The 20,195-nt window shown below is 68.4% G+C and carries 23 protein-coding genes; 4 read left to right on the plus strand and 19 right to left on the minus strand.

The window, feature by feature from the left end; genetic code table 11:
• Window positions 1-114: 114 nt before the first annotated feature.
• The 8 genes from egtE to mrf all read right to left on the minus strand — a co-directional run bounded on the left by egtE (window position 115) and on the right by mrf (window position 7,999).
• Window positions 115-1,263 carry an ergothioneine biosynthesis PLP-dependent enzyme EgtE gene (gene egtE, locus CSR00_RS21615; protein ID WP_099024502.1) on the minus strand — a complete coding sequence of 383 codons (1,149 nt, stop codon included), beginning with the start codon at window positions 1,261-1,263 and terminating at the stop codon, window positions 115-117.
• Window positions 1,263-2,240 (minus strand): L-histidine N(alpha)-methyltransferase, encoded by a 978-nt coding sequence (gene egtD / locus CSR00_RS21620; protein WP_099024483.1) that lies wholly within the window; start codon window positions 2,238-2,240, stop codon window positions 1,263-1,265. Before egtD ends, egtE begins: the two co-directional genes overlap by 1 nt.
• Window positions 2,237-2,932: an ergothioneine biosynthesis protein EgtC gene (gene egtC, locus CSR00_RS21625; protein ID WP_099024484.1), complete on the minus strand. Its 696-nt coding sequence runs from the start codon at window positions 2,930-2,932 to the stop codon at window positions 2,237-2,239. The genes egtD and egtC overlap by 4 nt, the downstream gene beginning before the upstream one ends.
• Window positions 2,932-4,215, minus strand: a complete 1,284-nt coding sequence (gene egtB / locus CSR00_RS21630) for an ergothioneine biosynthesis protein EgtB (RefSeq protein WP_099024485.1) — start codon at window positions 4,213-4,215, stop codon at window positions 2,932-2,934. Before egtB ends, egtC begins: the two co-directional genes overlap by 1 nt.
• Window positions 4,212-5,483, minus strand: coding sequence for an ergothioneine biosynthesis glutamate--cysteine ligase EgtA (gene egtA, locus CSR00_RS21635; RefSeq protein ID WP_099024486.1), 1,272 nt, complete (start codon window positions 5,481-5,483; stop codon window positions 4,212-4,214). Before egtA ends, egtB begins: the two co-directional genes overlap by 4 nt.
• 97 nt (window positions 5,484-5,580) lie before the next feature.
• Window positions 5,581-6,201, minus strand: a complete 621-nt coding sequence (locus tag CSR00_RS21640; RefSeq protein WP_407662497.1) for a sensor domain-containing protein — start codon at window positions 6,199-6,201, stop codon at window positions 5,581-5,583.
• Window positions 6,202-6,255: 54 nt separating this feature from the next.
• The gene (locus CSR00_RS21645; protein ID WP_099024487.1) at window positions 6,256-6,687 is read right to left on the minus strand and encodes an organic hydroperoxide resistance protein; all 432 of its coding nucleotides are present in this window, start codon (window positions 6,685-6,687) and stop codon (window positions 6,256-6,258) included.
• 121 nt (window positions 6,688-6,808) lie between these two features.
• Window positions 6,809-7,999, minus strand: a complete 1,191-nt coding sequence (gene mrf, locus CSR00_RS21650; protein WP_099024488.1) for a ribosome hibernation factor-recruiting GTPase MRF — start codon at window positions 7,997-7,999, stop codon at window positions 6,809-6,811.
• 97 nt (window positions 8,000-8,096) lie between these two features.
• Between mrf and rpmB the strand changes: the two genes are divergently transcribed.
• Genes rpmB through rpsR form a run of 4 tightly spaced genes read left to right on the plus strand, consistent with a single transcriptional unit; the run spans window position 8,097 to window position 9,061 of the window.
• Window positions 8,097-8,333 (plus strand): 50S ribosomal protein L28, encoded by a 237-nt coding sequence (gene rpmB / locus CSR00_RS21655; protein ID WP_099024504.1) that lies wholly within the window; start codon window positions 8,097-8,099, stop codon window positions 8,331-8,333.
• Window positions 8,333-8,497 (plus strand): 50S ribosomal protein L33, encoded by a 165-nt coding sequence (rpmG, locus tag CSR00_RS21660; protein ID WP_099024489.1) that lies wholly within the window; start codon window positions 8,333-8,335, stop codon window positions 8,495-8,497. Before rpmB ends, rpmG begins: the two co-directional genes overlap by 1 nt.
• Before the next feature lie 4 nt (window positions 8,498-8,501).
• Window positions 8,502-8,807, plus strand: a complete 306-nt coding sequence (gene rpsN, locus CSR00_RS21665; protein WP_099024490.1) for a 30S ribosomal protein S14 — start codon at window positions 8,502-8,504, stop codon at window positions 8,805-8,807.
• Window positions 8,808-8,818: 11 nt separating this feature from the next.
• A complete protein-coding gene (gene rpsR, locus CSR00_RS21670) occupies window positions 8,819-9,061 on the plus strand; it encodes a 30S ribosomal protein S18 (RefSeq protein ID WP_099024505.1) in 243 nt (80 codons plus the stop codon).
• Window positions 9,062-9,077: 16 nt separating this feature from the next.
• Here rpsR and CSR00_RS21675 read toward each other — a convergent pair whose 3' ends face one another.
• The 11 genes from CSR00_RS21675 to CSR00_RS21725 form a co-directional block, all read right to left on the minus strand.
• Window positions 9,078-10,529 carry a catalase gene (locus tag CSR00_RS21675; RefSeq protein WP_099024491.1) on the minus strand — a complete coding sequence of 484 codons (1,452 nt, stop codon included), beginning with the start codon at window positions 10,527-10,529 and terminating at the stop codon, window positions 9,078-9,080.
• Between the two features lie 240 nt (window positions 10,530-10,769).
• The gene (locus tag CSR00_RS30755; RefSeq protein WP_176562184.1) at window positions 10,770-11,201 is read right to left on the minus strand and encodes a hypothetical protein; all 432 of its coding nucleotides are present in this window, start codon (window positions 11,199-11,201) and stop codon (window positions 10,770-10,772) included.
• A gap of 111 nt (window positions 11,202-11,312) precedes the next feature.
• Window positions 11,313-12,770, minus strand: coding sequence for a lipocalin family protein (locus tag CSR00_RS21685; RefSeq protein ID WP_245906371.1), 1,458 nt, complete (start codon window positions 12,768-12,770; stop codon window positions 11,313-11,315).
• Between the two features lie 820 nt (window positions 12,771-13,590).
• A complete protein-coding gene (locus CSR00_RS21690; RefSeq protein WP_099024494.1) occupies window positions 13,591-14,511 on the minus strand; it encodes an AEC family transporter in 921 nt (306 codons plus the stop codon).
• 201 nt (window positions 14,512-14,712) lie between these two features.
• The gene (rsfS, locus tag CSR00_RS31655) at window positions 14,713-15,414 is read right to left on the minus strand and encodes a ribosome silencing factor (protein WP_328514754.1); all 702 of its coding nucleotides are present in this window, start codon (window positions 15,412-15,414) and stop codon (window positions 14,713-14,715) included.
• 46 nt (window positions 15,415-15,460) lie between these two features.
• Complete coding sequence (locus CSR00_RS21700) at window positions 15,461-16,486, minus strand: 6-phosphofructokinase (protein WP_099024495.1); 1,026 nt, start codon at window positions 16,484-16,486, stop codon at window positions 15,461-15,463.
• A 16-nt stretch (window positions 16,487-16,502) separates the two neighbouring features.
• Window positions 16,503-17,498, minus strand: coding sequence for a dihydroxyacetone kinase subunit DhaK (gene dhaK / locus CSR00_RS21705; protein WP_099024496.1), 996 nt, complete (start codon window positions 17,496-17,498; stop codon window positions 16,503-16,505).
• A gap of 64 nt (window positions 17,499-17,562) precedes the next feature.
• On the minus strand, window positions 17,563-18,192 hold the full coding sequence (gene dhaL, locus CSR00_RS21710; RefSeq protein ID WP_099024497.1) for a dihydroxyacetone kinase subunit DhaL: 630 nt from the start codon (window positions 18,190-18,192) through the stop codon (window positions 17,563-17,565).
• Window positions 18,189-18,989, minus strand: a complete 801-nt coding sequence (locus tag CSR00_RS21715; protein WP_099024498.1) for an HAD-IA family hydrolase — start codon at window positions 18,987-18,989, stop codon at window positions 18,189-18,191. The genes dhaL and CSR00_RS21715 overlap by 4 nt, the downstream gene beginning before the upstream one ends.
• On the minus strand, window positions 18,986-19,846 hold the full coding sequence (locus CSR00_RS21720; RefSeq protein WP_099024499.1) for a class II fructose-bisphosphate aldolase: 861 nt from the start codon (window positions 19,844-19,846) through the stop codon (window positions 18,986-18,988). Before CSR00_RS21720 ends, CSR00_RS21715 begins: the two co-directional genes overlap by 4 nt.
• A gap of 68 nt (window positions 19,847-19,914) precedes the next feature.
• The coding region (locus CSR00_RS21725; protein WP_141564430.1) for an aldehyde dehydrogenase family protein at window positions 19,915-20,195 on the minus strand (281 nt) is incomplete at its 5' end.

The raw sequence follows: 20,195 nt of genomic DNA on the forward strand, positions 1-20,195 counted from the left end.
CGTAAAGGTGGTCCCGGGGCCCGACGCCCCGTCGGTGATCCCACCCGGAAACGCGGGTACCCGGCCCTGGGCCGGTCGACTCCTGCGCCGCCGGACCGGGGGCGCGGCCGCCGATCAGTTATCGCCGAGCGGTGCCTCGGCCAGGGCGCCGGCCAGGGCGTCGGCCAGCGCGTCGAGGTCCGCGGCGGTGACGTCGACGTGCGGCGCGACGCGCAACACCGGCGCGGTCAGCTCGAACGGCGCCCGGGCGACCTCGGCGACCGTCGTGACGATCCGCCGCTCGGCGATCAGCCAGGACCGCACCCGGGCCGGGTCGACACCCGGGGGCGGGCTCAGCGTCGTGATCGCCGTCGGCGCGTCGGCGGGTTCGCACACCCGCCAGCCCGCCACTCCGTCGAGCCGCGACCGGGTCGCCGCGCCGATCATGCTCAGCCGCGCCCGCATCCGTTCCGGGCCGGCGGCGACGTACTCGCCGAGCGCCACCGAGTACCCGACGCGCGCGGCCAGGTTGGCCTCGACGTGCTCGAAACTGGCCAGCACGCCGAACGGCACGTCCCAGTCGGCCGGGGGGATGCGCCGGACCAGCCGCTGCGCCAGGGTGTCGCGGACCGCCAGGAAGCCGACGCCGCGTGGCCCCGCCATCCATTTCCGCGACGACGAGTAGACGGCGTCGGCGCCGACCGCGCAGTCGATCTGGCCGAGGGCCTGCGCGGCGTCGAGCACCATCGGCACGCCGGCGGCGCGGCAGACCTCGGCGGTCTCGGCCACCGGCTGGGCCACGCCGCGGTGGCTGGCGACCCCGGTCAGATGGACCAGGGCCGGCCGATCCCGCTGCAGGAACGCGGCCAGTTCGGCGGTCCGCACCCGTCCCAGCTCGTCGACGGGCAGCGCGTGGACCCGGAACCCGTGCGCGGCCATCGTCGCCAGGTTGGGCCCGAACTCCCCCGGCACGCAGGCCAGCGACCGCTCGGCCGGCCACGATCCCAGCAGCAGGTCCAGCGCATGCCCGGAGCCGGTGGTGAACACCACCTCGCCCGGCGCCAATGCCGTCAGCGCGGCGACCGCGGCCCGGCCCGCGTTCAGCGCGGGGGCGGCGGCCTCGGCGGCGACATACCCGCCGACCTCGGCCTCGTGCCGGGCGTGGGCCGCCGCCGCGTCGATCGCGGCGTTGCCCTGCCGGGAGCAGGCCGCCGAATCGAGGTGGACGCCGGCCACCGGGGGACGCGCCGCCCGCCAGGCGACGCTCAGGTCGTCGTCGGTGATCACCGGACGGCCATTGACAACCCGAAATCCCCGTCGGGATCGGTCCACCAGTGGGTCCGGGTCAGCCCGGCGGCGGCCAGTTCCGCGCCGACGTCCTGGGGACGGAACTTGCACGACACCTCGGTGAGCATCTCCTCCCCGTCGGCGAAGTCCACCTGCAGCCCCAGCCCCTCGATGCGCACCCGTTGGGCGCCGTGGGCGCGCAACCACATCTCGATCCGGGACTCGTCGGGGTTCCACTTCGCCACGTGGGCGAAGGCGTCCGGGTCGAAGTCGCCGCCGAGCTCGCGGTTGATGACGGCCAGCACGTTGCGGTTGAACCGCGCCGTCACCCCGGCCGCGTCGTCGTAGGCGCGCAGCAGCCGCCCGGTGTCCTTGACCAGGTCGGTGCCCAGCAGCAGCGTGTCGCCGGGCCGCATCACCTCCGCCAGGGAGGACAGGAACGCCGCGCGCGGGCCGGGTGTCAGGTTGCCGATGGTCGAGCCCAGGAAGGCGATCAGCCGCCGCCCGCCGGTGGGGAGCTCGCCGAGGTGGCGCTCGAAGTCGCCGCAGACCGCGTCGATCTGCAGGCCCGGGTACTCACTCTGCAGCGCGGCGCCGGCGCTGCGCAGCACGCTGGCGTCGACGTCGAACGGCACGAACCGCTGCAACCGGCCGCGGTCGCGCAGCGCGTCCAACAACATCCGGGTCTTGTCCGAGGTCCCGCTGCCCAGCTCCACCAGGGTGTCGGCCCCGCTGGCCTCGGCGATCCCGGCGGCGTGCTCGGCCAGGATCGCGGCCTCCGCCCGGGTGGGGTAGTACTCGGGAAGCCGGGTGATCTCGTCGAACAGCTCACTGCCGGTGGCGTCGTAGAACCATTTCGGTGGAAGCGATTTCGGCGTCTGGGACAACCCGTCGCGGACGTCGTTGCGCAGTTCGCGGGCCGCGTGGTCGGCGGGCAGGTGGTTGGTCAGCAAGCCGGAGAAGCTCGGGGTCACGGTGCTCCTTTCAGGGCGGTCAGGTGCACCCGGCCGTTGCGCACCTCGACCAGGTGCCGGTCGGGAACGTCGCGCCAGTCGGGATGGTCGTCGTAGGGTTCGCTGGCCAGCACCACCCCGTCGGGGCGCTGCAACACCGACAGGGTGTCGCCCCAGGTGGTGCCCAGCAGCCGAGAACCGTTGGCAGCAACGATGTTCAGCCGGGCGTTCGGGTCCGCGGCACCGACCTCGGCGATCGTCGCGCCCAGCTCGTCGAGCCCACGGTCGAAGATCAGCGCGGCCAGCAGGGCACTGTCGACCACCGATTCCGCCGTCTTCGTCGCGGGAAGCACCCCGCGGTCGACGATGCCGTTGTGCGACAGCAGCCAGTGCCCGTCGGTGAACGGTGCCGTGGCCGCGGCCTCCAGCGGCATACCGATGGTGGCCGAACGGACCGCGCCGACCACACAACGGCTGTGCAGCACCGGCGCGATCGAGGCGAACGACGCGTCACCCCACAACGGCGTGGCGCTGCGCCACCGGCGCGCGACGCCCTCGTCGTCGAAGAAGCCGACACCCCAGCCGTCGGCGTTGAGCAGCCCGTGCTTCTGGCGCCGCGGGGCGTAGGACTGCACCAGCAGCGCGCTGGGCGGTTCGAGCATGAGTTCGGCCACCGACACCGGTGCGCCGAGCCATCCCAGATGCCGGCACATCAGAGATCCCAGGCCAGGCGGACACCGGAGAAGATCTGCCGCCGGATCGGATGGTCCCAGTTACGGAAACTCGGCCGCAGGATGTCGGCGCTCACGGCCCACGAGCCGCCCCGCAGCACCCGGTAGTCGCCGTCGAAGAACGGGGCGCTGTAGCGCTCGTAGACCATCGGCGTGAACCCGGGCCACGGGCGCAGCGGGGACGTCGTCCACTCCCACACGTCGCCGAGCATCTGTTCGGCGCCGTAGGCCGACGCGCCCCCCGGGTAGGCCCCGACCGGGGCGGGCCGCAGCGCGTCGCCGCCCAGGTTCGCCCGCTCGTCGGTGGGCGGGGCCGACCCCCAGGGATAGCGGCGCCGGCACCCGAGGTCGGGATCCCACGCGCACGCCTTCTCCCACTCGATCTCGGTGGGCAACCGGGCGCCGGCCCACGCCGCATACGCCTGGGCCTCGAAGAAGCCGACATGCTGCACCGGCTCGTCGGCGGGCACCGCCTCGACGTGGCCGAACCGTGTCCGGGTGCCCGCCAGCTCGCCGGTGTTCCAGAACTGCGGGGCCGACAGCCCGGCCTGCCGGCGGTGTTCCCAGCCGCGCGCCGACCACCACTGCGGGCGCTGGTAGCCGCCGTCGTCGACGAACTGCTGCCATTCGGCGTTGGTGACCGGCACGGTGCCGATGCGGAAGCCGGGAACGTCCACGACGTGGGCGGGCCGCTCGTTGTCCAGGGAGGACGGCTCGTCGGCGGCGTCGACCCCGAGGACGAAGGGCCCGCCCGGGATGGGCACCGAGGTGCCGGCGACATCGCGGCGTCCGCCGGGCAGGGCCTCGCCCGCGCCGAGCAGCGGCGTGCCCGAGCGCAGGTTCAGCGCCTGCAACATGGTCTCGTCGTGCTGGTTTTCGTGGCTGACCACCAGCGCGAAGGAGAACCCGGGATCCTCGTCGGGCAATCCGTCCAGACTGTCCAGCGCCCGATCGCGCACCGTGCGCAGGTAGGTGTGGGCCTGTGCGGGCGACATCAGCGGCAGGTCGACGCGGCTGGCGCGGTTGTGCACGAACGCGTCGTAGAGACCCTCGACGGCCGGATCGAGCAGGCCCGGCGCCTCGGGGTTGCCGCCGCGCAGCAGCCAGAGTTCCTCCTGCTGACCGATGTGGGCGAGGTCCCACACCAGCGGACTCATCAGCGGGTCGTACTGACGACGCAACTCGTCGTCGTCGAAGTCGACCAACCGCAGTGTCCGCTGACGCGCGCGGGCCAGTTCGTCGGCAAGGCCCTGGCGTGTGCTCACAGCTCCCCTTTCGTGAGTGCGCCGACCGCCCCGGCGACGCCGTGGCGCACCGCGAGGTCGGCGAAGTCGTCGGCCGGGCACCGCCCCCGTGCCACCATCTCGGCCAGCAGCCCCATCGGCTCGGCGAGGGAGTCCGGGGCCAGCGCGGCGGCCATCTCCACACACCGGGTGGCGGCCCGGAACAGCCGGGAATCGCCCAGACCCACCCGGGCCGCGAGATCCCAGGCGTGGGCGACCGGGGCGACGATCTCTGCGGCCACATCCGCGGCCTGCGGATGATCCAGCAGGGTGACCACGGTGAAAACGATTGCGGGCCAGAGCGATTCGGGGACGGCGTCCAGATACCGGATCTCCAGCCAGCGACGGGGACGCACCGGCGGGAACAACGTGGTCAGGTGGTAGTCGAGATCCTCGACGGTGGGACGGCGGCCGTCGAGCAGCATGAGCCCGTCGGCCCAGTCCGCGAACGGCACCCAGTCGAGCACCGGTTCGCTGCCGGGCTCCGGCCCGGCCCGGTTCACCAGCATCACCGGCGCCTTCAGGGCGTAGCGCGCCCAGTCGGTGGACGGGTCGTCGTCGCTGGCGGTCAGCACCGGCCCGCAGCGGGCCGAATCCAGCTGACCCCAGACCTGCTGACGGCTGGAGAGCCACCCGGTGAAGCACCCGGCCAGCATGGGCGAGTTGGCGGCGACCGCGATCATGGTGGGTCCCAGGGCGTGCGCCAGGCGCACCCGCTGGGCCCAGCCGTCGCGGGGGCCGGCGTCGATGTTGATCTGGACGGAGGCCGTGGAGGTCATCATCGCCGCGCCGGGTACGCCCGTCCCGCTGGCCTCGAAGAACCGTTCCATCGCGCGGTAGCGCGGCCCCGGATTGACCCGGCGCGGCGGTCGCAGCGGGTCGGCCCCCAGATCGAGCAGGGCCAGCCCGGCCCGTTCGACCTCGGCGCGCAGTACCGCGCGGTCGGCGGTCATCGCGGCGATCGCCGCCGGCGCACCCTCGGCGGGCGGGCCGGACAGCTCCAGCGCGCCGCCGGGTTCGACGGTGACCGCGCTGCCCCCGGGCAGCGGAGGCAGCGCGTCGATCAGCGAGGTCAGTTCGCTCCATCCCGGACGCCGCCGCGGGTCGGCCGGGTCGACGCAGTGGGCCTCGATCTCCAGACCGACCCGGCCGTGGGACCCGTCGGTGAGGCTGGCCCCCGCGACGTGCAGCGCGGCCTCGGCCGAACCGGTCAGGTCACGTTCGGTCTTGGTGGTGACGGCGAACGTCATAGGACCATCTTGGGTGAGGCCACCGACAAACTCCCAGCGAAATTGTGTGACACGGGAATGACGGGAGTACCCCGTCGGGGGCGGATGTACCGCCCCGTTATTGCCCGAGTGTGTTCTGCATGGCCCCGGCCAGGACGTTCACCGCCGGGCCGCCGTTACCGGACTGGCACACTTTCGCTTGCAGCAGAACGTTCTCCCGCAACCGGGTCTGGGTGAAGCAGCGGCGGTCGGTGCCGGCCTCCTGCTTGACCCACCCGGCGTCGGCGGGCCCGGGCGGTCCGCCGGTGAACGTCCACACCTGGTTGGTGCCGTTGGACAGGTGCATGGTCGCCGTCTGCCCCGAACAGCCGACGGTGCGGTCGACCACCCGGTGGTAGGCGGCTTCGGCGGCCGCCGCCGTCGCGAACACCCCGACCGCCTGCTTGACGAAGTGGGTCTCGTCGGTGGGCGAGGTCTGGGTGGTCGCTCCGTTGAACGAGGCCAGGTCGGGGTCGTTGTAGACCTCCGGCAGCCCGATGTCGGCCCAGTTGTTGCAGACCGGGACGTCGACCCAGTACGCCTGGAACGGACGCGTGAACAACGTCTCGACGCCCATCGGGGCGCCGACGATGTTGGACACCGACCCCTTGCCCAGCACCGCGTAGTTGACCACCCCGGGATCGGAGGGGACCGCCCGGGCGGGCACCGCCGGCGCGACGGTCGCCAGGGCCGCCCCCAGTGCCGCCGAGAGTGCGGCGGCCGACAACGCCCCCGCGACTGCGTACCGCACGGGTCAGAGCACCCTGGCCGACAGCGCGACCTCGATGTTGCCGCGGGTCGCCTTCGAATACGGGCACACCTGGTGCGCCTTGGCCATCAGGTCGTCGGCGACGTCCTGCTCCAGACCGGGCAGATACCCGATCATGTGCGCGTTGATGCCGAAGCCACCGTCGTCGTCCTTGCCGAAACCGACCCGGCAGGTCATGCCGCTGGCGTCGTCGAGGTGGATCTTCTCGTTGCGGGCCACCAGCCGCAGCGCCCCCAGGAAGCAGGCGGCGTAGCCGGCCGAGAACAGCATCTCGGGGTTGACGCCCTGGCCGCTGCCGCCGGCCTCCTTAGGGGGGCGGGTATCCATGTCGATGCGGCCGTCGTCGGACTTGACGTGACCGTCGCGCCCGCCGCCGCTGGCGGTGGATTCGGCGGTGTACACGACTTCGATGCTCATGGAGGTGGTACTCCTCTCCGGGTGCCGTCAGTCACCACGATCATGCCAGCGAAGCCCGGCGGTGGGTATGCCTGCATGAAACCCGTTGCTTGTTAACGGGGTTGAGCGGACCGCACGAGGTTCAGGCGTGTTCGGCACCACCGGCTGAGCCCGCCGGGTCGGAGGGCTCGAGATCCCCGGAGCACGGATCCTCGTGCCATTCCCCGAAGGGGTCGGGATAGCCGCTCCACCGGTCCGGCCTGGCCAGCTCGGCGTCGGTGAGCAGGGCCCCGGTCAGGCCCTCGTGCAGCTCGTCGCGGTCGGCGCCGCAGACCAGCGCCACCAGGGAGCTGTGCCGGTCGCCGTGGTGGTAGTCCCACAGCAGGCCGGCGAAGGCACGTCGTTCGGGGTTGACGTAGGCCACCTCGGTGGCGGACATCGACGCCAGCCACGTGCCCGCCTGGCTGACCCGCAACCCGCCCCCGGCCGACTCCAGCCACATCACCCGGCGGGGCTGGTTCGCCAGCCACAGCCTGCCCTTGCTGCGCACCACCCCGGTCAGCAGGAGATCGACGGCGTCGTGCAGGCGTTGCGGGTGAAACGGCCGGCGCGCGACGAATTCCACGAGCCCGACCCGACCGTCGGTCTCCAGCGGCGGGGACCCGGCCAGCAGCGGCGCATGGGGGTCATCGCAGCGGCCGCGGCGCGAGTCGGGCTCCAGATGGGCCAGCGCCATCTCGACGCGGTCGGTGCCGACGGTGATCCGCGCACGCGGCACCAGCCGGCGAAGCACGGCAAGAGTCCGGGGCTCGGCGAAGTCCAACACGACGACGTCGGCGAACTCGGCCTGGCCCACGACGACCTGGGCAACGGTGCGACCGTCGTCGAGGTCGTCGTCACCGAGCGCCTGGGCCAGCCAGGTATCGGCCCGCAGGCACGTCACCACCCCGGCGATCACGACGTCACGGCCGGCTGTGCCTTCAGGGCCGGGTCCAAGGGCTACCCGCACATGATTGATCGCGAAGCAGACGGGTTCGGGTTCCATCCAGGGGGCCAGGCGCACCACGATGCGGCTGACCTCGGGGCGGCGGTGCAGCATCCGCAACAGGGTCAACAGGTCGTTGCGGATGGTGCAGGACACGCAGCCGTGGGCGAGCTCCAGCGGTGTGCTGGCGGTGGCGGTGACACCCCCGTGCAGGCTCGTCACCGAGCGCATCACCACGTGGCCGTCCATCCGATGTTCGACCAGCACGGTGCCGGACTCCCAGGTCAGGCGGCGAGCAACCGCATCGCCGTCGCCCTGCCCCGCCACGAGCACCACCGGAGTACGCATCGACCACCTCTTAATGAGAACGATTTTCAATAGTCCGGCGCACACGCTACAGTTCAGACTCGCCATTGTCGAAAATCATTTTCAATAAGGAGTCGTGGTGTCCACACACTGCCAAGTCACCGGACGCTCCCCGGGATTCGGGAACTCGGTGTCGCACTCCCACCGGCGCACCCGCCGCCGATGGTCGCCCAACGTCCAGCGCAAGACCTACTACCTGCCCTCCGAGGGCCGCCGGGTCAGGCTGCGCGTGAGCGCACGTGGGATCAAGGTCATCGACCGCGACGGCATCGAGGCCGTGGTCGCACGCCTGCGCCGGGAGGGACAGAAGATCTGATGGCGCGCAACGAGATCCGCCGGGTGGTTCGGCTGAAGTCGAGCGCCGGGACCGGCTACACCTATGTCACCCGCAAGAACCGCCGCAACGATCCGGACCGCCTGACGTTGCGCAAGTACGACCCCGTCGTCCGCCGTCACGTCCAGTTTCGAGAGGAGCGCTGAGCCGATGGCCAAGAAGTCCAAGATCGCCAAGAACGAGCAACGCCGCGCCGTCGTCGCACGCTACGCCGAGCGGCGCGCCGAGCTCAAACGCATCATCGCCGCCCCGACCAGCACCGACGGGCAACGCAGCGCCGCCCTGGCCGAACTGGCCCGCCAACCCCGCGACGCCAGCCCGGTGCGGGTGCGCAACCGCGACGCCGTCGACGGTCGGCCCCGCGGCCATCTACGCAAGTTCGGACTGTCCCGGGTGCGGGTCCGCGAGCTCGCCCACGACGGCGCCCTACCCGGGGTGCGGAAGGCAAGCTGGTGAGCGCCAGGCGGATCCGGAGCTCACCGGACCGGACGCAGCCCAGGAAGAAGCGGAATCTGCTGGCCGGCCTCGGGCTGGCGGCGGTCGACTACAAGGACACCGCCACGCTGCGGGTGTTCATCTCCGACCGCGGCAAGATCCGCTCACGGTCGGTGACCGGTCTGACCGTGCAACAGCAACGGCAGGTCGCCACCGCGATCAAGACCGCCCGCGAGATGGCGCTGTTGCCCTACCCGGGCGCCACACCCCGCTGACCCACGCGGCCCGGGTTCACCCGTTGTTGGCGCGCACGCCCTCCTCCACCTTCTTGCCCAGGTCGGGGTCGACGTTGCGCCAGTACTCGAACACCCGGGAGAGCACCGGCTCGCGCACACCCTTGGAGACGTGGCCGATGATGTTGTGGGCCAGCCGATCCCGGGCCGCGTCGTCGAGCACCTCACGCACCATGGCGCCGGCCTGGCTCCAGTCGTCGTCATCGGCGCGCAGTGTGTAGGCGGTGCGGACCATGTCGCCGTCGGCGGTCCAGTGCGCCTCGGCCACCCGTCTGGGATCGTCGACGACGGGACCGCCCATCGAGTTCGGCGTGTACACCGGGTCCGTCGCGTTGCGGATGCGCATCGCACCGTCCTTGGAGTACGCGTTGACCTCGGTGTGCGGCTCGTTGACCGGGATCTGCTTGTAGTTGACTCCCAGCCGGGCACGGTGCGCGTCGGCGTAGGAGAAGCCGCGGGCCAGCAGCATCTTGTCCGGGCTCAGTCCCGTGCCCGGCACGATGTTGTTCGGCTCGAAGGCCGCCTGCTCGATCTGGGTGTGATAGTCCTCGACGTTGCGGTTCAGCGTCATCTTCCCGACGTCGATCAGCGGGTAGTCGGCGTGTGGCCAGATCTTGGTCAGGTCGAACGGGTTGATCCGATAGGTCTTGGCATCCTCGAAGGGCATGATCTGCACCTTGAGCGTCCAGCTCGGGAAGTCGCCACCGTCGATCGAGTCGTAGAGATCACGCTGGTGGTAGTCGCCGTCCTCGCCGGCCAGGCGATCGGCGTCCTCCTGGGTGAGGAAGTCGATGCCCTGATCGGTCTTGAAGTGGTACTTCACCCAGAACATCCGGCCCTCGGCGTTGATCCAGCTGTAGGTGTGGCTGGAGTAGCCGTTCATGTGCCGCCACGTCTTCGGGATGCCCCGGTCGCCCATCAACCAGGTGACCTGGTGGGCCGACTCGGGCGACAGCGTCCAGAAGTCCCACTGCATGTGGTGGTCGCGCAGGTTGGTGGCGGCCATCCGTTTCTGGCTGCGGATGAAGTTCTGGAACTTCATCGGGTCCCGCACGAAGAACACCGGGGTGTTGTTGCCGACCATGTCGAAGTTGCCCTCCGACGTGTAGAACTTCAGCGCGAATCCGCGCGGGTCACGCCAGGTGTCGGGGCTGCCCCGCTCGCCGGCCACCGTCGAGAACCGCACCACCATCTCGGTTTTGGCGCCGGGCGCCAGGAACGCGGCCTTGGTGTAGGCGCTGACATCGTCGGTCACCTCGAAGGTGCCGAACGCGCCACCGCCCTTGGCGTGCGGTTGGCGCTCGGGAATGCGCTCCCGGTTGAAGTTGGCCATCTGCTCGATCAGGTAGTGATCCTGCAGCAGGATCGGACCGTCCGGCCCGACCGACAAGGAATGTTCGACGCTGGGTACCGGTTGTCCGCCGTCGGTGGTGGCGATCTTCTCCGTCATCTGCCCTCATCTCCTGGAGATCTCGGTCTGCTTCCACAGCCCGGGCCCGCGGTGGATGCCCACACACCGCGGCGCACCGAGCACTGGGCGTGGGTTACCCCACCGTCCCGTCGACAAACCAGACAGCCGGGACAAGGCCCCGCCGCCACCGTCACCACCACCTTCGCCGCCACAGCCGCCGTCTCCCCGAAAAGATTCACCGGCAACACCTCTCGGTGCTGCCGGTGAGGGAGGACGGTCTCAGGGGCGCGGGGCTGTGGACGGCCCGGGCGCAGGTCCGTTGCCCTGCCCGGCACCGGGACCGCCGGGGCCACCGGGGCCACCGGGTCCGCCGGGCCCCCCGTCGCGGGGACCGAACATGCCGGGCCCGCCACCCGGGCCGATCATGCCGGGTGCGTGCATGCCCCACGGGCGGTGCTCGGACGAACCCGGGCCGGGGCGGGGACCGTGATCCGGGCCCGGGCCGCCGCGACCGAGGGCAAACCCGCTGAAGAAGATGACGGCCACGATGAACACGGTGCCCGCGACGATCCCGACCCAGGCGGCGACCTGGTACAGCCGGCTACGGTCTGACGGCTGGTCTTTCGGCTCGACGACCCCCGGTTCCTCCCGCACGGCGGGAGTGCCGACCGGATCTGTGACAGCACTGGACTGATCAGGTGTTTCACTCATATCTCGGATGATCCCGGCCGTCACCCTGGTCTTCCCTGGGTCTGACTTATGAATCAGCTATGAGCCACCCGCGCGAGTGGGACCCGCCCGCGGTGATCGTCCCCTGGTCTCTCAGGCCGACGACGCCGTTGCCGCGGCGGGCTGGCGGGTCCGGGTGATCCAGCCCCTGACTCCCTTGACCGATGCCCGGTTCAGCAGCTCCTGGTAGAAGTCCTCGGAGACGGTGCGGGTGCGGCTGAGCAGGAATCCGCTCAGGCCGGTGGGGTCGGAGACGATGGCCCACTGATAGTCGGGATCGAGGTCGACGATCCAGTAGTTGCCGGGCGGGTTGTCCGACGGCGGGCCGAAGAACCGGACGTTGAGCTTGTTGTTCGTCGGGTCGACCGGCAGGGCGGCGCCGACGATGCTCGACTCCGGCCCGTTGTCGAAGAAGTAGTTGCCGGAGTTCTCGACCCTGATCGACCCGTCCGGGTTGAGGCTGTACACCGCCGTGGTGTTGACCAGGCCGAGGGAGAAGAACTGCTTGACGCTGCCCACCTCGTACCAGGTGCCCAGGTAGTCGTTGACGTCGACGACCGGCGGGGGCGCCAGCACGACGGCGGCCGTGTCACCCATGACGATGTACTGGTCGGGGTCGCCGTAGATGCCGTTGCCGTCGGCGGGTCCCAGTCCCTGGTACAGATCATTGATCCAGCCCGTGGCCAGCGTGTGGACCGCCGCGGTGTTGCCGGGCGGGGAGAACCGCGTCACCAGCTGGGCGAAGAAGTCGACGAGCGGGTTCCCGCCCAGCAGTGAGTCGACGTGCGAACCGTGGGCCAGGGTCACGCCGACGAACGTGTCGGGGCGGGCAGCGACGAGTTCCTTGGTGATGGCCCCGTTCAGGTTCCACAGCTGCGGTGGGGCCGCGATCTGGTAGACGGGGATGTAGGGGTCGTCGAGGCTCTGCAGGGCGTTCGGCACGACGCCGGGGAACGAGAAGCCGTCGAACATCACCACGCCGCGCAGGCTGCCGTCGTTGGTGGGGTCGTCCTCGTAGTAGCCGCCGACCGCCGTGGCGAAGCCACCACCGGCGGAGTGACCGGACAGCACGAAGTCCTCGGGCAGCATGCCCTGCAGGCCGGCCGCGGTCGCGCTGCTGGTCAGCGTCGCCCGGTCACCGAGGAACAGCTCGGCGACGGCCTGTTGCGTGCCCGGTCCGTTGATCCAGCAGCCCCCGCACCGCAGCGCCGGGAACGACGGCAGGTTGGCGGCCACGACGATGCTGTTGGTCTGTTGTGCCAGCGTCTCGGCCAGCGCGGTGTAGAGGAACTTGGTGCCGAGGAAGCCGTGCTGCAGCCAGATGACACCGGTCGCCGCCACCGAGCCGTCGGCCTGGGTCGGGAAGTACCAGTCCGCGCGGGTGGTGAGGTCACGGGTGCCGACCGGGATGGTGAGCTTGGCGTGGCTGGTCTTGACGCCGGTGACGGTGTCGGCAGGGGCGCTTTCCAGAGGCGCCCCGACCTGGGTCGACGTCGTCGGAGCGTGCGTCGGCGCCAACGCCGATAGCGCGGCCCCCTCGGCGGTCGACATGCCCGCAGGGCGAGTCTCGGGAGCTGTGGTGGCCGGTGCCGCAGAAGAACCGCCAGCGGTGAGCTCGGCAGACACGACGTCCGTTGTGTCCACAAGCTCCGTAGTGTCCACAAGCTCCGTGATGTCCACAGCCGCCTCCCCGGTCGCCGGCGTGGCCGCTGCCGGCTGCGCCGAATCCTTGGTGGTTTCGTCCACATGGATATCGCTGGAGGTCGCGTCCGCTGATTCCTCCACGCTCTGCTGTGGCTGTGTTGCCTGCTGTGGCTGTGTTGCGCCGCCATCTGTATCGTCACCCGCGGCGTCGTCGGCGGCATTCCGCCGCTCCACGGTGGAGGTCCGCTTGCGGTCGGCATGCGAGTTCGGCGCATCAGGCCCAGCACCCGGCCGCCGGGTACCCACTCGTCGAACGAGCGAGCGCCCGGCCGCCGGTTCCGTCGACGGGGCCGACTCCCGGGCCCGGTTCGGCGGTGACACGCGGGTGGACGGTAGCGAGTCGTGGTCGACCGAGCGACTGGTCGAACCGGTGTCGGCGGAGGAGTCTGTGGCGGCCGCGGCGTCACCGGCACCGGCAACCACGGCCGCGCCGATTCCGACAAACACCGCAGCGGCACCCCACCATGCTCGCGCGTCTGCCATCGCCAACCTCCTCTACGAGATCGCAGGAGACGCTAGCCGAAAGCAACACCGGGAGGAGGCCCCCTGGCACACTCTGTCGGAACCGTAAGAAACTCGTCAGCAACGCACCGCAAGTGGCCGGGCGATCGCGCCAGGCCCTGATCATGCGCCCCGGATGGCGCGTGAATCGGGAGGCCCTCCGCCTTCATCCCAGCAATGCGACGATAACCGCAATCGCCGGGACCGACGCCGCAGTGGTGATCAGAGTGGCCTCCCGAGCCAGACGCTCGCCGCACCGGTAGACAGCCGCGAAGGCGTTGACGTTCTGCGCAGATGGCAGCGCCGCCAATACGGTCACGGTCGTGACCTGGGCGGACGAACCATGGAAGGCCCATCGGCACAACGCGTAGGCGACAACGGGCATCAGAATCACCTTGAAGAGCACAGCGGTCGCCACATCGGCACGTCCTGTTCGTGCGGATCGCTCACCACGCGTGCTGAGGGACATCCCGAAAGCCAAAAGCACGGTGGGAACCGCAAGACCGGCAAGAAGTGTCAGCGGGTCGGCAATCGGCCGAGGAAACCGCACGCCCAGCGCAGACATCGCCACGCCGAAGACGCTGGCCGCGATGGTCGGGTTGGCGAACAGACCGAGTACACGTGCCCGCACAGTTGTATCGGCACGTCCGGACGAGTCAAGGATCGCCACGCCCACCGGAATGAGCACCACACACTGGAAAACGATGAGCGCGGAAACGTCGGTGGTACTACCCAGAACGTACGCGCTCAACGGCAACCCCAGATTGCCGGCATTGACGTACGACGATGACCACGCGCCGATGGCTGCCTCGGCCCGCGACCGCTTGTGAAGCAGCGTCGCGATGCCGAAGTACAACCCAAAGACCACGAAGGTGGCCACTACCGACACTAACAGGGGTACCGAAAAAACCTCTGCCGGTGCCGCATTGGACAACGTCACCAACAGAAGCGCCGGCAATCCGACATAGAAGGCCACGCGGTTGAGAACTCCCCGGGCATCGTCGCCAAGCACCGCGGTGCGACCGAGGATCATCCCGAGCACGATGATGACCCCGATGACGGCGAATCCCTGCAGCACCGCGATCATCGCCCACCCCCTCGGCTCGGGACGGTCGCCGATCCTTCAGATTGCCTTTCACATAGGGGTTGTCTTTCAAACACGGGCAGCCTCACACCGCGCGTCACCGGAACGCCCTGCCCGCCAGACAAAGCACCGTCATGCCAACGCACATCCGACGGCACCATCGCAGGGGTCGGCTGCGGCGGGCGTACAGCACGAAGCAGTCTCTCATCGCAGCGTTTCGCGCCGGTCGACTGGCAAGGTTGGTGATTGACGCCATAGCCATTCCATCGCAACCGATTCACGTTCGGACCGATGCTGGACATGCACGACGATATCGAGGAAGTCCAGCAACACCCATCGCCCTTCCCGAGCCACCGCACGCTGTTCCGACGGATATCCCGCAAGGCCCATCGTCTTCTCGACACCAGCGACTATCGTGTCGAGCTGGCGACCGTCCTCCCCCGAGACGACCACGAAGCACTCGGCGATCGACAACCGCGCGGAGACATCGATGATCACAACGTCGCCACCGCGATACGCCGTGGCGGCGCGCGCGGCGATGGCCGCCATCTGTCTGGCCCTCGGCGATGCGGTCGACTCGAGACGACGTTTTCTGTCGGTTCGGTTTGGCCGACAGCTCGACGCAGCACGCGGGGCCAGCACGGAAATGCTCACCGGCCCGGCCCCGGCAACAATGCCACCCAGACGTGCCTGCAGTTGATAGGCGCGGGCGCGGCCCAGGAGCTCGCGGTCAGCGTGGTCAAGCCGCCGCCGCGATGCTGCGTGGCCGGCGATGATCCGGACGAATCGCTGCTCGAGTTGGTCGGCACTCATCCCGAAGGCCGGAAAAGTGTCCTCGTCATCTATCGCATCATGCGGTCCCCACGCCAAGACGTACTCGACGATACTGCGATCGAACCAGTCCATATGATCTGCCTTATGATCTGCCTTCAGCAATATGGGGCGCGGGGAGCTAACCGAAGAGTGTCAGCGCTTCCTCATAGCGTTCCCGCGGAACCGTCTTGAGTTCCTCGACCGCCTCCCGCAGTGCGACATTGACAAGGCCCGTGCCTCTCGCGGCGATCATCGAACCCCACTTGCCGTCGTGAGCTGACTGGACTGCCGCCATGCCCATCCTGGTCGCCAACACCCGATCGAAGGCGGTGGGGACCGCACCTCGTTGGATGTATCCCAGTGTGGTGGCGCGTGTCTCGATACCGGTGCGGTCCTCGATCATCGACGAAAGTACGTCGGCGATGCCACCGAGACGCGGGCGCCCGAAGGTGTCGAGACCGCGGGCATGGTGCGCCGTTGCCATCGTGTCAAGTGCGAAACCCTCGGCTACCACGACCAGCGGCGTGCGCCCCCGGTCGCGGGTACTTTCCACCCACTTACAGATCGTCTCGATCGATTCCGCAACCTCAGGGATCAGAATCGAGTGCGCACTGGTTGCGATACCGGCATGCAGCGCGATCCAGCCCGCGTTGCGGCCCATCACCTCCACAACCATGCACCGATGATGTGCTTCACCAGAAGTCTGGATCCGATCGATCGCCTCGGTCGCTATCTCCACGGCGGTGTCGAAGCCGAAGCTGTAATCGGTGGCCGACAGATCGTTGTCGATCGTTTTCGGAACTCCAACAACATTCACCCGGTTGCGATCGAGTTCGGCAGCCACCGATAACGTCCCCTCGCCACCGACGGTGATCAGCCCCGTCACTCCCAGGTCCGACAACACGTCATACACCGTTCTGTCGTCCATACCGTCAGCGAAAGGGTTCGTTCGCGAGGTACCCAGAATCGTCCCGCCACGACGGGACAGCCCACCCACCTCCCTCCAGTCGAGTTCTACATAATCGCGCTCGACCACACCGCGCCAACCGTCCCGGAACCCAATGAACTCGTCGCCGAATTCCCGGGTTCCCTTGAGGACCGCACCACGGATCACCGCGTTGAGTCCCGGGCAGTCGCCACCGCTGGTAAGAATCCCCAATCGCATGAACTGGCGTCCCGGATCAGAAGACACGCAGGGCGGAAGCCGCAGGCGCGTCCAGCAGTTTCGAGATCTCGTCGTCAAGCTCGAGCAGGGTGATCGAGGCTCCGGCCATGTCCAATGCGGTGCAGTAGTCGCCGATGTACGAACGTTCGACAATCAGGCCGCGCTCGTTCAGGAGCTTGTGGACGTGGCCGTACAGCAGGTAGAGCTCGCTGATCGGGGTTCCGCCCAGGCCGTTGACCATAACCGCGATATGAGCACCAGACTCGAACGGCTTGTCTGCGGCGATCACACTCACCAGTTCGTCCACGATTGCGTTGGCTTCACGCATCTTCTCGCGCTTGCGGCCGGGCTCCCCGTGAATGCCGACACCGAATTCCACCTCGTCGTCGGCCAGATCGAACAACGGCTCACCCCTGGCGGGCGGTGTACAGGCGGTCAGTGCCATGCCCATGGAACGCATCTGGGAGTTGACCCGCTCCCCGATCTCGCGGACCTTGCCAAGGTCCATCCCCGCCTCCGCCGCGGCCCCAACAGCTTTGATCACGAAGAAGTTCCCGGCTACCCCACGCCTGCCGATCGTGTAGGTCGAGTTCTCGACGGCAACGTCGTCGTCGATGAACAGCAGTTCGGCATTGACACCCTCGGCCTCTGCAACCTCCTGCGCCATTTCGAATACCATCCGGTCACCGGTGTAATTGTTCACCAGAAGCAGGACTCCCTTGTCGTTGCTCACCCGCCGAATGGCCTCGAGTACGTTGTCCAGCGGCGGGGCGGCGAAAATATCACCCGGGCAAGCGATGTCGAGCATACCCACGCCGACGTTCATCACGTGTGCGGGTTCATGTCCAGATCCTGAACCCTGAACGATGGCGACCTTGCCGGGCACCGGTGCGTCGGCGCGCACGATGAGGTTGAACTCCGGGTCGTGCAGCAGGGTGTCGGGATTGGCCGCCGCAATTCCGGCCAGCACCTCCGCCACGAAGTTCTTGGGGTCATTGACGAATCGCTTCATTGGTTGTCCTCCAGTTCTGTCTCCGGCATTCGGTGATCGACGAGTTCGACTCTGCCGTAGCGTGTTACGTCCAAAGCGCCGACACCTTTTCACTCATGACGGCCACGGCAACCGCACCTGGATCGGCCGCCCCGATGCTCCGGTCACCGACGTAGCTAGCCCGCCCACGATTGGCGCGCATCTGTTTGGTCTGGTCGGCCCCGGCCCGCGCGGCCTGGGCCGCTGCCCGGGCGACCTCGGCGGGCGTGGCCGGACGCGTGGAGCAGGCGGCGACCTCGTCGCGGAGCGGACACAGTGCGTCCAACAGTGTCTTGTCTCCTACCGACGCGCCACCGCGCTTGCATATCCCGGCGATAGCCGCGTCAAGCATGCCCAGGACATCCTCGATCCCGATGTCGTCGCCGTCCCTGAGCGCACCGCCTGCCCGCAGGAATGCCGTACCCCAGATGGGGCCCGATGTTCCACCCAGCCGCTTCATCAAGGTGGTTGCCACGCCTCGCAGGAAGGCCGGTGAGTCCGCCGACGCCAAAGACTCCCACTGTTCCAGAACCGATTCAAATCCACGAGCGAGCGAATAGCCGAAGTCTCCGTCACCGAAGGCCGCGTCGAGCTCACAGAAGTACGTCTCGTTCTCGATCGCCGTCTCGGCCATCGCTCGCACAGCCTGGCGCAACTGAACGTTCCCTGTGGTCATTGTGCCTCCTTGGCCAGCATCTGAGCGCATCCGTTACGCAGGCTGAGCAGACGGCGTAGAGATGCGATATCCACCTGCTCTGCAAAGCCCACCCCGTAGGGGTCGGCAAGTACGGTCGTCGGCTCGGCGGCGTCCCCGAGCGTGGAGACCACAGCGGAGGCGTCCGAGAAATCCTCGCCATGCGTGTAGCTGCTTGGCGTGACAACACAGGCCAGACCGGCGGCGCGGGCCGCACGCAGGCCGACGGCGCTGTCTTCGATCACCACGGTCGCCGAGGGATCCGCCGCCAGCTCGGCGATGGCGAGCTGGTAGATGTCGGGGGCGGGTTTCTTGTGGGGCACCATGTCACCGGCGAACACCGGAATCTCGGCGCCGGCATCTCCTACGGCACCTCCCAGCACCGACCGGACCGATTCCACCGCCGATGTCGAGGCGACTGCGACGTTCCACCCCTCGGCCAGCGCTTCGCAGATCAGCCTGCTGACCCCCGCGCGGGGCGGCATCACTCCGTCGTCGACCATACCGCGGTAAATGCGCGTCTTCACCGCGTGAATGCTCTTGACATAGTCACCGACAACGGTGGGGTCAACATCGACCCCGACCTCGGCCAGCGCGGCTTCGATACGTTCCTTACCGCCGCCGATCTGGACGAGTCGGGCATAGTCGTCCTCGCTCCAGCTCATCGGCACACCGAGTTCGACGAATGCGGCGTTGAACGCCGGGAGATGCCCGAAACGCTCCGTGTCGGCCAGCACGCCGTCGCAGTCAAAGATGAGCGAGAAGCCATGGCTGTTCATGCCGCCGCCCCCGAGCTTCCGAACTGCCTCATCAGCGCGGCCACCATCATCTGTATCTCGCCAGCGGTGTGGCGGAACAAGGAAGGAGGATCCCACCGATCGGTGGCCGCACATTGGTTGAGATAACCAAGATTGGCCTTCATGTAGGTCATCTTCAGCGCCGTGGAAATATTGACTTTCGCACAACCCAGGGCGATGAGCCGGCGGAAGTCTGCATCGCTCAGACCGCTTCCGCCGTGCAGGGCAACAGGAACCGAAGTCGTTTCGGCGATGTCTTCCACCCGCTGGAAATCCAGCACCGGCGCCTGCTTATAGACGCCGTGCGCATTACCGATGGCCGGCGCGAAGACATCCACTCCCGTCTGGGTGATGAATTCCAGTACGGTCTCGAGCGGTTGGCGCTGCGCTTCGTCGTCCGAACCGTGGCCGTCTTCGACTCCGGTGATCGACTCGATCTCACCTTCAACATGTGCACCGTACCTACGTGCCTCGGCAACGACGTCGATCGTCTGGCGCTGGTTCTCCGCTACCGGCATTTCGGATGCGTCGAATAGCACCGAATTCCAACCCAGGGACAGGCATTCGGAGATCACCGCGCGATCGGGGCAGTGGTCCAAGTGCAGCGAGACCGGAACCTCGATCCCAGCCGTCATTGCCGTCCACATCGCGTACAGCGTCCTGGCTCCGATGGTGCGGACCGTCTTCACCGAGGTTTGAACGATCAGGGGCGAACGCTCGGTGACCGCTGTTGCGAGAGCGGTCTCCATGGTGAGGTCGTTGAAGACATTTATCGCCGCGACGCCGTAGCGTTTGGCGTAGGCCGGCTTCAGTATCTGGTCGAGTGCCACGACGGGCATGTGATGTCCTTTCCGGTAGAATATTTGACCGTTCGGCGTGGAACCGGCGTGCGCAGGATTGCCGTCGGTCAGCTGTTTTCGGGGAAGCCGAGGTTGATGCCGCCCTGAGGGCGCGAGCCGGGATCCAGCCAGCGGCTGGTGATGGCCTTCTGCCGGGTGAAGAACTGCACACCGTCGGTGCCGTGGGCGTGGCTGTCGCCGAACAGGGAGGCCTTCCAGCCTCCGAAACTGTAGTAGGCCATCGGCACCGGGATCGGCACGTTGATGCCCACCATGCCCACCTGGACCTCGTTCTGGAAGCGCCGGGCGGCGCCACCGTCGTTGGTGAAGATGGCGGTGCCGTTGCCGT

The organism is Mycolicibacterium palauense (genome assembly GCF_002592005.1).
Lineage (GTDB): Bacteria > Actinomycetota > Actinomycetes > Mycobacteriales > Mycobacteriaceae > Mycobacterium > Mycobacterium palauense.

Bases quoted from the DNA above. Each gene is read 5' to 3' on its own strand.
- CSR00_RS21685 (WP_245906371.1), bottom strand. From the start codon at position 12,770: ATGTCGACCGCCGAGGGGGCCGCGCTATCGGCGTTGGCGCCGACGCAC.
- rsfS (WP_328514754.1), bottom strand. From the start codon at position 15,414: ATGGACTGGTTCGATCGCAGTATCGTCGAGTACGTCTTGGCGTGGGGA.
- dhaL (WP_099024497.1), bottom strand. From the start codon at position 18,192: ATGACCACAGGGAACGTTCAGTTGCGCCAGGCTGTGCGAGCGATGGCC.
- CSR00_RS21720 (WP_099024499.1), bottom strand. From the start codon at position 19,846: ATGCCCGTCGTGGCACTCGACCAGATACTGAAGCCGGCCTACGCCAAA.
- CSR00_RS30755 (WP_176562184.1), bottom strand. From the start codon at position 11,201: ATGAGTGAAACACCTGATCAGTCCAGTGCTGTCACAGATCCGGTCGGC.
- egtC (WP_099024484.1), bottom strand. From the start codon at position 2,932: ATGTGCCGGCATCTGGGATGGCTCGGCGCACCGGTGTCGGTGGCCGAA.
- CSR00_RS21690 (WP_099024494.1), bottom strand. From the start codon at position 14,511: ATGATCGCGGTGCTGCAGGGATTCGCCGTCATCGGGGTCATCATCGTG.
- CSR00_RS21715 (WP_099024498.1), bottom strand. From the start codon at position 18,989: ATGAACAGCCATGGCTTCTCGCTCATCTTTGACTGCGACGGCGTGCTG.
- rpmG (WP_099024489.1), top strand. From the start codon at position 8,333: ATGGCGCGCAACGAGATCCGCCGGGTGGTTCGGCTGAAGTCGAGCGCC.
- rpsN (WP_099024490.1), top strand. From the start codon at position 8,502: ATGGCCAAGAAGTCCAAGATCGCCAAGAACGAGCAACGCCGCGCCGTC.
- CSR00_RS21645 (WP_099024487.1), bottom strand. From the start codon at position 6,687: ATGAGCATCGAAGTCGTGTACACCGCCGAATCCACCGCCAGCGGCGGC.
- CSR00_RS21675 (WP_099024491.1), bottom strand. From the start codon at position 10,529: ATGACGGAGAAGATCGCCACCACCGACGGCGGACAACCGGTACCCAGC.
- dhaK (WP_099024496.1), bottom strand. From the start codon at position 17,498: ATGAAGCGATTCGTCAATGACCCCAAGAACTTCGTGGCGGAGGTGCTG.
- CSR00_RS21700 (WP_099024495.1), bottom strand. From the start codon at position 16,486: ATGCGATTGGGGATTCTTACCAGCGGTGGCGACTGCCCGGGACTCAAC.
- egtA (WP_099024486.1), bottom strand. From the start codon at position 5,483: ATGACGTTCGCCGTCACCACCAAGACCGAACGTGACCTGACCGGTTCG.
- mrf (WP_099024488.1), bottom strand. From the start codon at position 7,999: ATGCGTACTCCGGTGGTGCTCGTGGCGGGGCAGGGCGACGGCGATGCG.